Source organism: Ihuprevotella massiliensis, assembly GCA_900095835.1.
GTDB lineage: Bacteria > Bacteroidota > Bacteroidia > Bacteroidales > Bacteroidaceae > Alloprevotella > Alloprevotella massiliensis.
Genome location: LT608321.1, coordinates 2,746,817 through 2,762,878, shown reverse-complemented (window position 1 = coordinate 2,762,878; position 16,062 = coordinate 2,746,817). Strand labels below are relative to the sequence as shown.

Genomic DNA, 16,062 nt, shown 5'->3' with positions numbered 1-16,062 from the left:
CTTATCGCAGCTTATCACGTCCTTCATCGCCTGTAAGAGCCTAGGCATCCACCGTACGCCCTTAATTACTTCCTTTTCCTTATTCTAGACGTTAGGAATTAGACGTTAGACCTTAGTCTTTGCTAATTCTTTCGTAACTAGAAGGTGGGAATATACTTAAAGCTGTACTTTCGTTTACCTTTGTTTCGTTACTTGGATGATTCTCTGTATTCGCATCTCATCTTGCGATGGATGGAAACAAGAATCAACTTGTTGCGTGTTCAATATGTCAAAGATCTCTTGCTCTGTCATCGTGCTTTGATGCGTTACCATCATTGCGACTGAGCAGTAGAATGAGTGGAGAATAACGGATTCGAACCGTTGACCCCCTGCGTGCAAGGCAGGTGCTCTAGCCAGCTGAGCTAATCCCCCAAATCTTCGGAGCGCGGTGCTCCGTTTGCAAGTAGTCCCAGGCAGATTTGAACTGCCGACCTCCACATTATCAGTGTGGCGCTCTAACCAACTGAGCTATAGGACTGGCAGAAAAAATCCACGCAAGTCAAACTACTTCAGAGCTGCTCGGCTTCATCTTTCTCTTATGCTTAGCATAACCTATTGCGAGAAGTATAGGTGACAATCTTCTAAATTGTACCATTTTCTTTTATTTCCATTCAAGTAACCAGGTAACTGAACTTCCAGAAAGGAGGTGTTCCAGCCGCACCTTCCGGTACGGCTACCTTGTTACGACTTAGCCCCAATCACCAGTTTTACCCTAGGCCGACCCTTGCGGTCACGGCTTTCAGGCACCCCCGGCTTTCATGGCTTGACGGGCGGTGTGTACAAGGCCCGGGAACGTATTCACCGCGCCATGGCTGATGCGCGATTACTAGCGAATCCAGCTTCATGGAGTCGGGTTGCAGACTCCAATCCGAACTGAGAGAGGTTTTTAAGATTAGCATCCTGTCACCAGGTAGCGACCTTCTGTACCCCCCATTGTAACACGTGTGTAGCCCCGGACGTAAGGGCCGTGCTGATTTGACGTCATCCCCACCTTCCTCACATCTTACGATGGCAGTATCCCTGGAGTGCCCAGCATTACCTGATGGCAACCAAGGAAAAGGGTTGCGCTCGTTATGGCACTTAAGCCGACACCTCACGGCACGAGCTGACGACAACCATGCAGCACCTCCAAGAGTGTCCGAAGAAAAATCTATCTCTAGATTCGTCACTCTTAGTTCAAGCCCGGGTAAGGTTCCTCGCGTATCATCGAATTAAACCACATGTTCCTCCGCTTGTGCGGGCCCCCGTCAATTCCTTTGAGTTTCACCGTTGCCGGCGTACTCCCCAGGTGGTATACTTAATGCTTTCGCTTGGCGGCTTACATTATATCGCAAACCGCGAGTATACATCGTTTACTGTGTGGACTACCAGGGTATCTAATCCTGTTTGATACCCACACTTTCGAGCCTCAGCGTCAGTTGCAGCCCGGACACCTGCCTTCGCGATCGGAGTTCATCGTGATATCTAAGCATTTCACCGCTACACCACGAGTTCCAGCATCCCTGTCTGCACTCAAGACTACCAGTTTCAATGGCTAACGATGGTTGAGCCACCGTCTTTCACCACTGACTTAATAATCCGCCTACGCTCCCTTTAAACCCAATAAATCCGGATAACGCCTGGACCTTCCGTATTACCGCGGCTGCTGGCACGGAATTAGCCGGTCCTTTTTCTGAAGGTACATACAATAGAGGACACGTCCTCTTTTTTATTCCCAACTAAAAGCAGTTTACAACCCGGAGGGCCGTCATCCTGCACGCTACTTGGCTGGTTCAGACTTGCGTCCATTGACCAATATTCCTCACTGCTGCCTCCCGTAGGAGTCTGGACCGTGTCTCAGTTCCAGTGTGGGGGACCTTCCTCTCAGAACCCCTACCGATCGAAGGCTAGGTGGGCCGTTACCCCGCCTACTACCTAATCGGACGCATCACCATCTCATACCGATAAATCTTTGGTTATATCACCATGCGGCAACATAACAACATCGGGTATTAATCTTACTTTCGCAAGGCTATCCCCGAGTATGAGGCAGGTTTGATACGCGTTACGCACCCGTGCGCCGGTCGCCATCAGAAGAAGCAAGCTTCTTCCATGCTGCCCCTCGACTTGCATGTGTTAAGCCTGTAGCTAGCGTTCATCCTGAGCCAGGATCAAACTCTTCATTGTAATATAATAATTTGTTTTGATTCTGTATAAATTGCTCAGCTTCCTGTCTTGTTACTTTGGATTTGGAGTAGAAATTGACGGTACAATTCATTTTACCCGAAGCATTTCTGCTTCATTGTTGATTGTTCCTTGTACTTCTCTACAATCTGTTATGTAATCGTTTCAATGACCTCATGCAGCTCGTTTGCTGCTGTCAGGCAATCCATCTTCAAGCGTCGTTTCAACTAAGCACGTTGTATCTTAGCAAGTGACCCTTGCGTCCCGATTGCGATGCAAAAGTACGGCAAGATTCGCAAACTACCAAGACTTCCTACAAAAAAATCGCAGAAAAATTTTCGAAAACCCCATTTTGCAATATATTAGATTGCAAAATGGGGTGTTTAAGTCGTTTATAAAGTGTTTGCAGCTTTCTAATCAAAAAGCGAGAAGTCTACAAATTTACCGCGTCTTCGACGATCTTCAATCAATCGATGCAACTCTTGTTTACGAGAGAAGGCAATCCAGCGACGCGCAAAGATATTTGGGATTGCAACACCTATGGAAAGACACAACACAATCAGCGCTGCGTTTAAGAGATTACTGAATGCCCCCATGAATTCCTGCACATCGCTACCAAGATGGACAAAACCAAAGATGCCCCGATACATGAGAATACCTGGCACCATAGGTATAACTCCTGGAATAGAGATTACGTGGTTAGGGGTTCGAGTGTGATGCACCAGTCTAACTGCGACTAGAGAAATCAGCGACGCCCCTGCTAAGGAGCCCAATATCAACCCCACATTTAAATCAAAAGCTAACACATTGCGAAGTAACATCCCCAGAATGCCTAAAATTGCTACTGCGGGAAGTGAATGACGCGGCACATTGAAGTTCATTCCAAATCCCATTGCTGAAATCGCCGTTACAATAGCTGCCTCACCATAAGAGATGTTGGGCGCCATGGATAAGTCTTTCAAGAAATTATCCACATTACACACACTCACTGCTAAAATAATGCCGAAAGCCATGGATGCAATTTGGAGCACTCCATTGGCAAAACGTGCTAAGCCCACATGGAGATAATTGTCAAGCATATCATCCAAAAAGTTGATTAGTGCAACCCCAGGCACAAGGTAAAGACAGCAACAAAGGAATGAATGATAAGGATAATCGGTGAAATTCGTTGGTAAGACAAGGAACAACAACCAAGCCGTCAGCGTAGCCACAAAAGAAGTCATAGAAGTGACCATATAGAAATTGAAACCACGCTTTAGCATAAAGTAGCGCACCACATAAGCTACAGCCCCGGCAATGGTAGCTGGCACGAAGGATGCCCAGTCGCCACCGAAGAGAACGGAGAATCCTCCACAACCTAATGAGGTGCCTAAGGTCACAGCCCAAGCAGGGTATTGAGGTTTCATTTTACGGATTTTATTGAGTTCGCGCTCAAACTGCTTTATACTATAATCCTCTCTAATGGCACGCCAAGACAATCTACTCACTGCAGAAAGCACATTCATGTTAATGGTGTACTTGTCAGAATGCATAAATCGACTAAAGGAGTGCGTTTCGTCACTATAGTTAACCTTAATGGTACCATAAAGCACATCAATGTGCAGATAGCGTTCTTCTAAACCAAGGAAAGCTGCAACACGCTGCATATTACGTACAATGCGGTTGGTGTCGGCTGCGCTCTCCATAAGCACCATACCTGTGCGAAGGAGGATATTGAGTTTGCGGTGCAAACTTTTCGTATTTCTAGTTACAACGTCGTTATTCATTAGATAGATCGTTATGAGTAAAGCCTCAAACCTTAGGGAAAAAGGAAGCAACCTCCTTTCCCGACTAAGTATTACTGCAAAGATACTAATAAGCAACAAGACAATGTGCCCAATAGAAGAAAAAACCGCATTGCTATGGAAAAGAAGCGAAGTCAAAGTTTTTGAAAATCTAGATAGCTAGCTCTACCCTCTTGATCAAATCACTGAAAAAGAAAGCACTACGCAAAACAGATTGCGTAGTGCCTGAGATAATGAGACGAAGTAAATAGCCAGAAAGGTATTACTTCTTCGACTTCTTGTAATTTTCGTAGCGCTTATTGAGTGAATCGCGCTGTTCGAAGGTTGAAATTGGTGACTCTAAGTGGTCAGAGTCAGTGAGAATAAGACACCATTTTCCACCATAGAACACAGGGGTAAAGAACATCTTGGTAGTGGCGTCGGGCATGCCTTGTTCGCCTTTACGCAAGATGACTGTGCAACTTACTTCGTTTTCGGTTTCAGTAAGAAACTTCACATAGTCTAAGGTATAACCTTCGAAAGGAAGTTGACGCTGAACATTGACGAACTTGTCCATCTCCTCGTTGGAGAGTTGTCGAATCTCAGCATTCTTCACCTTGCGCGTGTAGAGCATTGCAGCAGCATCATAGTATTTCTTATCCTTGATATTGCTGTAAAACTGCGCTACCACCTTTTCTACATCAGCCGTATCCTTAGAGGTAAGTGACTGTTCAAACTCCGTCATTTGGTTAGCAGAGTCCTTGTCAGACTTACAGCCAGTGCAGGCAACAAAAGCAGTAGAAAGCGCTATCAAGAAGAAAGGAAGAAAGCGTTTAATCATCATAGGTATAAAAGAAAAAAAGGAAGAGCAGGCAGGAATCTGCCTGCTCTTCGCAGTGGATGTATTTACTTATCAGTAAGTAAAAGATTACTTACGACGAGCGTTACCTTGGTTCAAAGTCTTACCAACCTTAACGTCGATGTGAGACTTGATTTCACCCCAGTAGTACTTCACGTAAACAGGGATACGGATAGTGAACTGCTTGAGGTTTGCAGTGTTGGTCACGTATTGAAGCTTAGGATAAGTACCGAATGCATATTCAGTGTAACCTGGGAACTCTGCAACAGTAGAAGCAGTACCAGCAGGAGCAGTAGCTACGCTTACGCCATAGGTGCTACCGAAGGTTGCAAAGAGCTTTTGAGTATCAACATCACCGCCGTTGAGGTCAGTTGTCCATTCAGCTACAGGAGCGAAACCTACAGAAAGTGCACCATAAGCAGCAGTAAGTTGACCCATGTTGCTAACATTACGCCAGTCAGAAGTAGCGTTGTCAAACTTGATTTCTGCTTCTTGACGTGCTTGGTTAGCATCACCGAATACAACGTTACCAGTGTAGTTTACATTGAGAGGACGGATGAACTTCACGTCGAACTCAGCGTACTTCTTAGTAGCATCAGTAACCTTGAGCACCTTCTTACCAGTGCAAACAGTTGTTACGTAAGCAACACGAGCAGTGAGGGTTTGACCATCCTTGAGCTCATTGTAACCAGCGTAGTTAAGAAGCTTCTTAGCAACATCATTGTTTTGGTAAGTGATAACACCAGCAGGAGTTACCTGAGCAATGTTTACAGCAACTGCACCAGCCTTAGGCTTGTCGCCGTCCATTTCTGTAGCAGTGAAGAATTGTCCGTCGTTAGAAACGCCGAGCAAGTAGTGCTTACCATCGGTGCCCTTCGCTTGCTTCACGCGAGGTTGAACGAATCTCCATGCAGAAGCAGTAGCTTGGATATCTGTGGTGTACTTAGCAGGATCCAATACAGGATTTTGAACGGTACCTGGGAGGAAGCCCTTCACCAAATCGTGAGTAAAGGCATTCGTACCGTCGATAGCAACGTGCATACGTTGTTCCTCTTCAGAAGCTACATTTTGGTTTTGATACCAGAAGTTAGCAACAGGCTTACCAGTGAATGCAACCTCAGGTTGAGCTTGGATAGACTTAGGAGCCCACTTCACTTCAAAGTAGAGAACCACGTTCTTTTGGTCATCCTTCTTCACAACTTGGAGGATAACAGAAGCAGTTTCACCAGCCTTACGGAGGTTAGCTACCTTCTCTTCAGTAAGACCGCTCCAAGTAAGGATGTTCTTACCATCAGCTGTGATAGAACGCTTGAGGTTACCAAGACGCTTAGCAACAGGCACTACATCAGCAACATTATCCTTAACAGTGTATTGTTGATGGAAACCACCAGGAGTCAAGATAGTGAAGTTGTTAGTAGGACCATTCTTCCAAACGTCAGCCTCAGCCATACCGAAGTTCTTAGCCAAGTACTTAGTAAGAGGTTCGAGGTCTACTACCAAGTTAGGATGTGCGCTAGTCTTATCGCAAACAGCCTTGAGTTCGCTGTCATTAACAACAGTAGCAACAACCTTAGCAGGAGAAGCAACGCGAGCGTAGAAGTAACCTACAGAAGCTACCTTACCAGCATCGTCAACCAAAGTTACACGAACCTTAACTGTCTTACCCAAGTGTTGGTAAGGCTTTTCTTCGTCAAACGCAACCTTGAGGTCACCGGTCTTAGGATCGATAGTGAAGATTTCGGTAGACTTGTCAGCAGCACCATCCTTAACGAGTGCGTACTCGTAGTGGAAACCTGCATCCTTCAATTCGCTTTCTGAAGCAGCGTTCTCATCGATAGGAGCAAGAGCACCTTCATTTTCACCATAAGAACGAACTTGTTCAGCGAGCTTAGCAGGAGTACCATCGTTCAACACTGTGAAAGTACGATTTTCCTTTTCAGCGGCAGTAAGACCTTCCAAGTTAGTTTCACCAGCCTTCTTAAGGTAGAGAGGAGCGAGGATTTCGTCTTCAGTAGCCTTACCGATGCGGAGATCTTCATAGAGATCGTTTACCACGCGAGCGTAGTCAGAAACAACGGCACGAGCAGTCTTGTCGTCCTTTTCAGTGTAGCTCAAAGCAACAACGTTGATTTCAGCCAATTGACCAGCAGCAGCAGGAGTTTCTGCAGGAAGGTTGTTGTGGAAACCTACAACGAGCTTACCATTTTCGAGTTTCACACTTTCAACGGTAACAGCAGGAGCAGCAGCACGAGTTGTGCTACGGAGATCCAAGAATGCGAAGTTTTCCTTATTAGTGTCCACCTTAGCATTGCTGGGGTTCACGTGGTAAGTAGCTTCAGCATAGTTAGCAGTAGTTACATCAGCAGCAACTTCAGCTTCGTTCTTGAAATCAACTACACCCTTATCGTCAGCCTTGTCAAGCTTAGTGAGAGCCTTGAACAAGTATTCAGCGCTGAAGATGCTTTCGATACCATCTTCGAAGTGAGTAGGTTCGAATACGAGTGAAGTAACCTTAGCGATGCTCAACATGTTGACTCTCTCTTCCAAGACATCCACACGTTTTGAAACCACGAGGACCTTAGCGTCTACTTGAGCTTCAGTTTGGAAACCAGCATCTTGAAGAGCTTTAACGTCCTTCTTCAACGCAGCAACCTCTTCGTTTACAGTCTTCTTAAGAGCATCGATTTGCTTTTGAAGATCAGCATCCTTAGCATCGAGAGCAGCAACCTTTTCGTTGAACTTATCAAGAGCCACGAGCTGGTTGTCAACCTTATTCTTCAAAGCAGTCAAGGTTTGCTCCAAAGTGTTAGCCTTGTTAGTAACAAGCGTAACCTTGGATTCAGCAGAAGTCAAACGACCTTCGATTTCAGCAACCTTAGCATCGTAAGCTTTTTGATCAACCTTAGAGGCAACCAAAGCAGTCAATTCAGCCTTAGCTTTTTCGAGAGCTTCGATACGAGTTTCGAGCTTAGCAACTTCAGCAATCTTAGCAGTAAGATTCTTTACAGCAGCTTCGAGTTCAGTTTTGTCAGCCTTGAGAGCAAGACCATTTTGGAGCTCAGTCTTGTCAGCCTTGAGAGCGAGACCATTTTGGAGCTCAGTCTTGTCAGCCTTAGCAGCGAGACCGTTTTTGAGCTCAGTCTTAGTAGCGTACTCAGCAAGTTTAGCTTCAAGCTGTGTAGCTTTTTCGTTCGCCTTTTGCAAGTCAGACTTCAAGGAAGTGATTTCAGAGTTGATTTGGGTCTTTGCAGCTTCCAAACCATCAAGGCGGTTGTTCACCTTGTTGAAATCATCATCGTAGTCCTTGCAAGAAACGAATGTGCATGCAGGGGCTGCAACAACCAGCAGACCGAGCAATGCGGCATTAATCAGATTCTTTTTCATTACGTAATGAATTGGTTTATAATGTTGATATCTTTGTCGATAGAACCAGCGTAGTACACTGGTGTTTGATTGAGATACTGAGAGAGGAGCTCAATAGTGTGAGGATAACCATACGGAATACCCCTACTACACTCGAAAGCTCGGTGCAAATTTAGTAAGAAAAGTCGACCCACCAAACTTTTTTGCAAAAAAAATAGGTGGTTTGTACCTTTGTCTTCAGACTTTATGCGATAAAAGTATCGTTTCTGGCTATTTTACCTCATCTTACCTGCATAATCCGTGTATTATAGTCTAAGAGTAGCTGGTTTTGCACTAAGAATTTTAGCACAAGGCACAGGCATTAAAACTGTAAGTTTTTGTAGGTTGCCCAAGAAGTACCGAAGGAGGCAAGCAACACCATACCCCCAAAAGAGGTTATCTAGTCCCTTATATGAGGCTGCTAGACTATAATCTAAAGTTCATTTTCACACCATCGCTAACGACGAGTGACACTCATATATATAATAACTCATTATATAAAGGAATAACTACAACATAGGGAATAGCTTACCCACTTCACGGGATAGCATCAACTATAATGTCGACAGATGTAGATAAACTCAGAGGTGAAACGCTCAAGAATCGAATAAAATTGAACTGAAATAGTAGAGATGGCAAATACCGCCTGCATTCAAGATTAGCATTTGTAACTCAATTTCAAGCACTTACAAATGCCATCAAAATAAAAAACGACGGTGATACCCAAAAACAAGGAGATTTGCAGCTGTTTTGTGGGAGAAAACAATTCAAAAAGTAGGAGGAAAATCGAAAAACGTCGGACGTTTTTGAAATTTTGTAGGAGATTTTCTGTAATCCCTTGCGATAATTCTCGAAAAATCTCCAGAGCGTCTATAAATCAACAGGAAAATAAATCATAAACAACCTATTTCCGATCTCCCATTTTGTCTTTCTATTTCGCGATTATTACAACAAGAAGAATAAGCAAACGCTTTAACTATGGACGCTTCTCTCCTCGAAACATGGGCTTTCTCCCAAAATACCAGCCAAAGAAGAGCTGAATGTAGTGAATAGAATTGTTGAGTGAAAAGCCAGCGTGTCGATAATCGTAGAGATAATTGACCGTAGAAATGCCCAAATAGCGGCGTCCATTGGTGTGGACAAGGGCTCCACGGAAGATGAAGTCCATGTGAAAGTTCTCCACATTCTTCCACAACACTCGAGCAGAAAGGCTTTCTCCACTTTGGTATTTGTAGCCAATCGAAGGCGCAAGACTGGCAGAGACCAACCAATGACGAGCGGGCACCCAGTTGTAAGCATATCCAAACGAGACTCCCCACTGACGATAGGCAATCTTGCTGACGCGAAGTGCGTCGTTGATGGTGGCATGAGGAGCCATGGTGCGCAGGAAAGACTCTGTGCGCTCAGCGTCAAACGCCATATCTTGACGATCGAAACGCAGCCCCATGAGCCACGAACCTGCACTGCGGAGCTGCACCGTGCTCATGGCAAACGCAGCAGGATACGAGAAGTGTCGATAGTTGAAGACGTAGTACAGATTGAGCGCCAGCGTTTTGGTGCGCATGGCAGGAAATCTTTGTTGCGAAATACTGTGAGTTTGCAGCGAATCGAAACCAGAAATGCCAATGAGATTGAAATTACCTCGGCTATAAATATAGTTGAGATCGAACCCAAGTTTGGAGTTGTAGGAAGCGATATTAAATTCAGAAGCACGGCTGCCCAATCGGTCGGGGACTACTCCGAAGGAATAGCCGATACTCAGCGCCTTCCAGGCAAAATAAGGTCCTAATTTAACTTCATGCGCAGGAGCAAAAGTAAGGCTTTGGGTGCTCCCAGTGGCGTCTGTGCCTGAAAGACGGATAAGTTGGAGAAAGTGAGTGTTGTAGAGTTTGACTTGGAAGTCGTAGCGCGTGCGCTCTATATAAGTGGTATCGAAAGTATTGAAATAGGTGGCAATATCGTTGCCCAAATCCCAAAGGAAATGTTCGCGATGTCGCTTCCAGTCGATGCGACAATCGGCTGGAATGTTGCGCCAACGGTCTTCTTTTGCCTTCTTTTTGGGGAAGAGTATAGGGATCAAGCCATAAGACTGATGAGAAAGGGCACGAAAATTGAGGTGAAGAAGGTCGGTGGCAATGGGAGGTAGATATTTTCGTCCCAGAGAATCCAGTCCATTCCAAGCCAAAGGAAGGGTTAGTTTTTCGCGCTCATTACTATGATAGGTCAGATTTTCCAACGAACGCAGCGTGGTGGGAAGCGTAGGAAGGCGCAAGCTGTCAAGTTTTAGCGGTGTATGATTTAAGGGAACATACTGCAAAGTGTCGCCTGTCTCGCGAGCAAATGACACGAGACAGGCGAAAAATAGACCTATAATAAGGAGCGATGAGCGAAAGAATGGCTGCATGCGACTAATCAATGTTGGGAAGCGTGCGAAGATAGGCAATAAAAGCGTCGGTGGAGGTGGGGAGGTTTACTTTGATCTCTGCAGACGCTGGGAATTGACTAGGAAGATAACCATCACCTCCAGTAGTCATGAATTCGTCAGCTACGACAACAAGTTTGGTGTTGGCACGAATGGGGACAGTTTTTCCGTTGGGCAGTGTGAGCGAGAGGGCTTTGACGTGGCCTTTCGCATCGAGGGTGGGATTTACTCCCGATGTTTGGAGATGACCGAGTTTGCAAACATTGTAGCCGTGCTCCACGAGGTCGAGCAGTTGCTTGCCAGTATAGCGGTAAACGCGGAGCGGATTGGCAAAGGGAAGCGCTTCTCCCACAGAGAGGATGGTGATATCACCTTGCGGAAAACCTGCGCGGATGCTTCCGAAATGGCTTACCCCAACAACAAGAGCGTTGTCGTCAAGATGCGCTGCTTTGCGATAGGCAGCTGCAAAACTTTGGCAAACGAGAGAACCAACTTTGGTTTGTCGCTTGCTGCGCGTGCGGTCGTGCTCAATAGCCGCACTGGCATAGGTGAGTTTTTGACTCAAAGGGATGCCGCGGAAAAGCGTGGTGTGGTATTGCTCTTCGACTTGGGCTTGAAGTCGTGCAGCCTTGGGTTCAAGTTTTGCATCGGGATTGACACGAACGAGTTCGGGAGTGATGCTGACGAGTTGTCCAGAGAGTGTGTCTACTTCGCATTTGAGCATAGACACACAACGTCCGTGCCACAAACCTTGCACGATGGGGACTGACTTTTGGCTGTCGGACATGCCGATGACGCGTGTGTGAGAATGTCCAGAAAGGACAGCTTGCACGTCGGGCGAATCAATTTTCTTGAGATTTTCTTCATCGCGATCCGACCACAACACTTGTTGTCCGTGCATTTCAGCTCCAATGTGACAAAGGAGCAGGCGAACATTGGCATTGTGCACGGCTTCGTAACCAGGGAGGTGGGAGATGCTATCGAGCACCGCTGTATAGTTGCCATCAAACGACAAACCTTTCAAACGTTTTGCCGCAGCCTGCCACGGGGTGTTGCTGGTGAGCAAACCGATGAAAGACACGTGGAGGGTCTTAGTGGGAGATATTTTTACGGGAACCACCGCCCAGGGTTGCACATACTCGGGAAGTTGTCCAGCAGCATTGCGCACATTAGCGCCAATATAAGTGATGTCCCACGACTTGGGTTTGCAATCTACGTCATTCCATTTGCGGGCAAGCGACTCTTGTCCTTCGTCATACTCGTGATTGCCCAACACACTGATGTTTACTCCCATGTCTTTGAACATCTGAGGCATGAGGCTGTGGGTGCGTGTGGCATTGTAGAAGAAACTGCCACCGAAATTGTCACCTGCAGAGACAGTGACATTGTAGGGATAGACCTTTTTGAGAGAGTCTAGCGTTTGCACCACATAGGCTGCGCCTGGTGTGCCTTGACTACGGTCAGGAAGCAAGCCTGCGTGGAAGTCGTTGAGTGAGAACACAGCGATGGTGACTGTGTTCTTGTGAGAAGAAGCAGGCGCTTGCTGTGCAGCTTGTGTAGAATGGGGCACTGCGATGAAGGCACTTGCCATGAGGGCAGCAGAAAGGAGAGAGTGTTTCATTGTAGATTGAGGAGGGTCTTAATAATCTGAGGAATTTAACCCCAATCGGTCATTAGACCGTTATAGTGAAGTTTGTTATGGAGAAGATAACTTCCTGTCATCTTTCATTCTCTTGTTGGTATCTTGTTTTTGTTAGTTCTCACCGTAGCCCGCTACGTCTTCGAACAAACGGTAAACAATCTGCTCAACAATCTAATGAAATCTGTTCAGGATATAATGACCGATTTGGCTTTAATCTAAATAGCGTTTTGCGAGAGGAGCAAACTCTTCTATGCGACGATCGCGAAGGAAGGGCCACCAGCGACGCACATTCTCACTGCGCTGCAAATCAATGTCGACGATGGCAACGACTTCTTCGTCAATGTCAGCGCGGAACAAGAACTCTCCCTGAGGACCAGCCACAAATGAGCTTCCCCAGAATTGGATGCCGTGAGTTTGTCCACTAGGATCTGGTTCATGACCTGTGCGGTTGACCGCTATTACGGGAAGTCCGTTGGCTACCGCATGACCACGCTGTACAGTGGTCCAAGCTTCGCGCTGGCGAGCTTGTTCTTCGGGCGTATCACTGCTTTCATAGCCAATAGCGGTGGGATAAATGAGGAGGTCAGCCCCACGGAGTGCCATCAAGCGTGCGCCTTCGGGATACCACTGATCCCAGCATACCTGCACACCCAAGCGACCCACACTTGTGTCAATGGGTTCAAAACCGAGATCACCAGGGGTGAAATAGAACTTCTCATAATAAGCTGGATCATCGGGAATGTGCATCTTGCGATATTTTCCTGCGATGGTGCCGTCTTTTTCGATGACTACAGCGGTGTTATGATAAAGACCAGCTGCGCGACGCTCAAAGAGACTGGCTACAATCACGACCCCAAACTGGCGCGCCAACGTACCGAAGAAGTCGGTGGAAGGACCGGGAATGGGTTCTGCCAAGTCGAAGAGGTCTGGATTCTCCGTCTGACAAAAATAAGGGGTGTTGTGGAGTTCTTGCAACACCACGAGTTCTGCCCCACGTTGGGCAGCTTGTGCAATTCCTTTGGCAAGTTTCTGAAGATTGAACTCGACATTGGGAGTGCAAGACATTTGTATGAGGGCTACTTTCATGAGCTAATAAATGGGATATTGGAGAGAAGTCGGAAATCGCAAACTCTGATTTGACGATGAAAACAGAACTTCCAACTATTAGGCACAAATTATTGAACAGGAGTGCGGAACACTTCGCGTGGAAACTGCATAGTGGCGCAGTGCAGCGAACCATGTTGACGAATGAGAGCACGACAATCTACCCCCACAATTTCGTGGTCAGAGAAAGCCGTTTGGATGATTTTGAGTGCCAAGGCGTCTTTCTCTGGCTGAGCATAGGTGGGCACAAGCACCGCCTTGTTCATGATCAAGAAATTGGCATAGGTGGCAGGCAATCGCTCCTCTTCATCGTAGCACGCATCGGGCAGGGGCACAGGAATCAAACGATAAGGCTTACCCTCGAGGGTGCGAAAGGCTTGAAGTTCGCGCTCCATAGCCGCCAGCGCTTCGTAGTGTTCGTCTACCGTGTCCGTGCATTGCACATATATAATTGTATCATTGGGACAAAGACGTGCGAGAGTGTCGATGTGAGAATCGGTGTCATCCCCTGCCAAATAGCCATGGTGCAACCAAAGGATGCGTTCCACTCCAAGGCGTTCTTTGAGGAGAGCTTCCACTTGTGCTTTATCGGATGTTGGCACTGCATCGCCTTGACGACGTCGGTTGGGATTGAGCAAACATTCTGCCGTTGTCAGCAGCGTGCCACGACCATCACTCTCTATGCCACCGCCTTCTAGTTCAAAGTCGAGTGCATCAACATAGTGTCCGCGCACGAGATTCGTGGCATACAGCAGCTTGTTGGCAGCATTGTCGTGTTCAGCTTTGAACTTTCCTCCCCAACCATTGAAGCGGAAATCCATCAGCTCCGCTCCGCCTGTACTTTGAACAGTGAGAAACCCATAGTCGCGCACCCAGGTGTCGTTGGTGGTGGGCACGAAGACGAAGTGGATGTTCTTCATTGCCGCTTGAGGAAGTTGTTTAGAGAGATAGTCTTCTAGCTTCAATCCTTCGACAGTGAGGATGATCAGTGGTTGGCGCACTGCTATTTCATAAGCTAGGCGGACATAACACTCCGTTACTTCCTGGAGGATGTCTGCCCAGTCCGTGGCAGCGTGGGGCCAAGTGATGAGAATCGCGCTTTGAGGTGCCCACTCCGCAGGGAGTGTGCGCAATGGTCGCGGCTCTTGTTGCTCAACATCAAGGGTTTGATGGAAGTTTTCTAAGTTGAACTCGGCGGTCATTCCGTGACCGGGACGAGGGGGAAGGGCTTCGAGAGGCATTGATTTTATTGACGTTTATAGGGCGTCATCCTAATATCGGGTGCAGTATGAATACTACACCACACGTATATCACACGTTTACCAGACTAGAACAAAGAATTATGATACGACCTCCTTTACCCCAAATCGGTCATTAGACCGTTATAGTGCAGATTGTTATAGAGAAGATAACTTCCTGTCATCTTTCTTTTTCTTGTTGGCATTTTGTTTCTTGTTCGTTCTCGACGTAGCCCGCTACGCCTTCGAACTCACAAACAACCATCTGCTCTACAACCAAATAAAATCTGTTCAGGATCTAATGGCCGATTTGGGGTTACACTACTCCACTCGGAGTTCGGCATCGGGACGATAACCACGGAGAAAATCCGTTATCGTCATGCGCTTTTTACCTGCAAGTTGGAGCGTTGTGAGGTGAAGATAACCATCAGAGAGGGCAACTTTCAAATAAGTTTTGCCATCACTAACCACATTTCCTACGGCATGTGCAGGAGTGCAAAGTTCTTTCTCTGTGGCAAAGAGTTTCACCACCGTATGTTTGCCAGAGACGTCCACAAATTCGGTCCACGCTGCGGGATAAGGCGACATGCCGCGCACAAAGTCATAGGCGGCTTTCACCCCTTTATCGAGCGACAAGCGACAAGTGTCTTTGAAAATCTTTGGCGCGTGGTGCATCTCCGCATCGGGAGCAAGTTCTATCTGAGGAATTGGACGAATGTTGCCTTGCATGATGTCATCGACCGTGCGGCAAACGAGGGGTGCTCCAAGATTCATCAATTTGTCGTGAACATCTTCGGCATTGTCTGTGTCGAGGATCTCCACTTCTTCGCGATGCAACACCAATCCGGTGTCAATTTCGTGATCCAACAAGAAAGTAGTCACTCCAGTCTTCTTCTCTCCATTGATAATCGCCCAGTTGATGGGAGCAGCTCCACGATATTGGGGCAAGAGAGAGGCATGAAGGTTGAAGGTGCCATGCGGCGGCATGTTCCAAACTACCTCAGGCAGCATGCGGAAAGCCACTACGACTTGCACATCGGCACGGAAATTGCTGAGTTGCTGCAAGAACGTTTCGTCTTTCAACTTCTCAGGTTGGAGCACAGGAAGTCCCTGACTCACGGCATATTGTTTGACGGCACTTTGGGAAAGCTCAGTTTGGTGACGCCCCATAGGTTTATCGGGCATCGTCACCACTGCCACAACATTGTAACCGCCTTCGACAAGTGCGCGCAAAGATGCCACTGCGAAGTCGGGGGTGCCCATGAAGACGATTCTAAAATCGGATTTCTGCATATAAAACGCTATATTTTTCTGCGAAGTTACGGCTTTTTCGGGAAAAAAGCACTAACTTTGCTCCGCTAAATATATAGCTTTACCACTAAATCATCTCAAATCTCTTAATTGAATGAGGGTTTTGTAGCTGATTTTGA

8 protein-coding genes, 2 tRNA genes and 2 rRNA genes are annotated in these 16,062 nt (G+C 46.8%); all 12 read right to left on the bottom strand.

The features are described from left to right. Nucleotides 1-75: ribosomal RNA gene (locus BQ2633_RS11150) — 23S ribosomal RNA — on the bottom strand; the annotation flags it as partial. Between the two features lie 262 nt (nucleotides 76-337). Next, nucleotides 338-411: transfer RNA gene (locus BQ2633_RS11145), tRNA-Ala, on the bottom strand. A 32-nt stretch (nucleotides 412-443) separates the two neighbouring features. Next, nucleotides 444-517: transfer RNA gene (locus tag BQ2633_RS11140), tRNA-Ile, on the bottom strand. A 161-nt stretch (nucleotides 518-678) separates the two neighbouring features. Next, a 16S ribosomal RNA gene (locus BQ2633_RS11135) occupies nucleotides 679-2,205 on the bottom strand. A gap of 410 nt (nucleotides 2,206-2,615) precedes the next feature. Beyond that, on the bottom strand, nucleotides 2,616-3,968 hold the full coding sequence (locus BQ2633_RS11130; protein ID WP_075567109.1) for a threonine/serine exporter family protein: 1,353 nt from the start codon (nucleotides 3,966-3,968) through the stop codon (nucleotides 2,616-2,618). Nucleotides 3,969-4,248: 280 nt separating this feature from the next. Beyond that, the gene (locus tag BQ2633_RS11125; RefSeq protein WP_075567108.1) at nucleotides 4,249-4,809 is read right to left on the bottom strand and encodes a hypothetical protein; all 561 of its coding nucleotides are present in this window, start codon (nucleotides 4,807-4,809) and stop codon (nucleotides 4,249-4,251) included. Between the two features lie 84 nt (nucleotides 4,810-4,893). Beyond that, nucleotides 4,894-8,208, bottom strand: a complete 3,315-nt coding sequence (locus BQ2633_RS11120; RefSeq protein WP_075567106.1) for a coiled-coil domain-containing protein — start codon at nucleotides 8,206-8,208, stop codon at nucleotides 4,894-4,896. 994 nt (nucleotides 8,209-9,202) lie between these two features. Next, nucleotides 9,203-10,630: a DUF4421 domain-containing protein gene (locus BQ2633_RS11115; RefSeq protein ID WP_083234043.1), complete on the bottom strand. Its 1,428-nt coding sequence runs from the start codon at nucleotides 10,628-10,630 to the stop codon at nucleotides 9,203-9,205. A gap of 4 nt (nucleotides 10,631-10,634) precedes the next feature. Then, on the bottom strand, nucleotides 10,635-12,269 hold the full coding sequence (locus BQ2633_RS11110; RefSeq protein ID WP_346048674.1) for a bifunctional metallophosphatase/5'-nucleotidase: 1,635 nt from the start codon (nucleotides 12,267-12,269) through the stop codon (nucleotides 10,635-10,637). A gap of 231 nt (nucleotides 12,270-12,500) precedes the next feature. Beyond that, nucleotides 12,501-13,376, bottom strand: a complete 876-nt coding sequence (locus BQ2633_RS11100; RefSeq protein WP_075567103.1) for a carbon-nitrogen hydrolase — start codon at nucleotides 13,374-13,376, stop codon at nucleotides 12,501-12,503. An 89-nt stretch (nucleotides 13,377-13,465) separates the two neighbouring features. Next, nucleotides 13,466-14,635, bottom strand: a complete 1,170-nt coding sequence (locus BQ2633_RS11095; RefSeq protein ID WP_075567101.1) for an agmatine deiminase family protein — start codon at nucleotides 14,633-14,635, stop codon at nucleotides 13,466-13,468. A gap of 318 nt (nucleotides 14,636-14,953) precedes the next feature. Then, nucleotides 14,954-15,925 carry a methionyl-tRNA formyltransferase gene (fmt, locus tag BQ2633_RS11085; RefSeq protein WP_075567100.1) on the bottom strand — a complete coding sequence of 324 codons (972 nt, stop codon included), beginning with the start codon at nucleotides 15,923-15,925 and terminating at the stop codon, nucleotides 14,954-14,956. Nucleotides 15,926-16,062 lie beyond the last annotated feature (137 nt).

Coding starts and splice junctions, on each gene's coding strand:
- BQ2633_RS11095 (WP_075567101.1), bottom strand. CDS start 14,635: ATGCCTCTCGAAGCCCTTCCCCCTCGTCCCGGTCACGGAATGACCGCC.
- BQ2633_RS11125 (WP_075567108.1), bottom strand. CDS start 4,809: ATGATGATTAAACGCTTTCTTCCTTTCTTCTTGATAGCGCTTTCTACT.
- BQ2633_RS11130 (WP_075567109.1), bottom strand. CDS start 3,968: ATGAATAACGACGTTGTAACTAGAAATACGAAAAGTTTGCACCGCAAA.
- BQ2633_RS11110 (WP_346048674.1), bottom strand. CDS start 12,269: ATGAAACACTCTCTCCTTTCTGCTGCCCTCATGGCAAGTGCCTTCATC.
- BQ2633_RS11100 (WP_075567103.1), bottom strand. CDS start 13,376: ATGAAAGTAGCCCTCATACAAATGTCTTGCACTCCCAATGTCGAGTTC.
- BQ2633_RS11115 (WP_083234043.1), bottom strand. CDS start 10,630: ATGCAGCCATTCTTTCGCTCATCGCTCCTTATTATAGGTCTATTTTTC.
- fmt (WP_075567100.1), bottom strand. CDS start 15,925: ATGCAGAAATCCGATTTTAGAATCGTCTTCATGGGCACCCCCGACTTC.
- BQ2633_RS11120 (WP_075567106.1), bottom strand. CDS start 8,208: ATGAAAAAGAATCTGATTAATGCCGCATTGCTCGGTCTGCTGGTTGTT.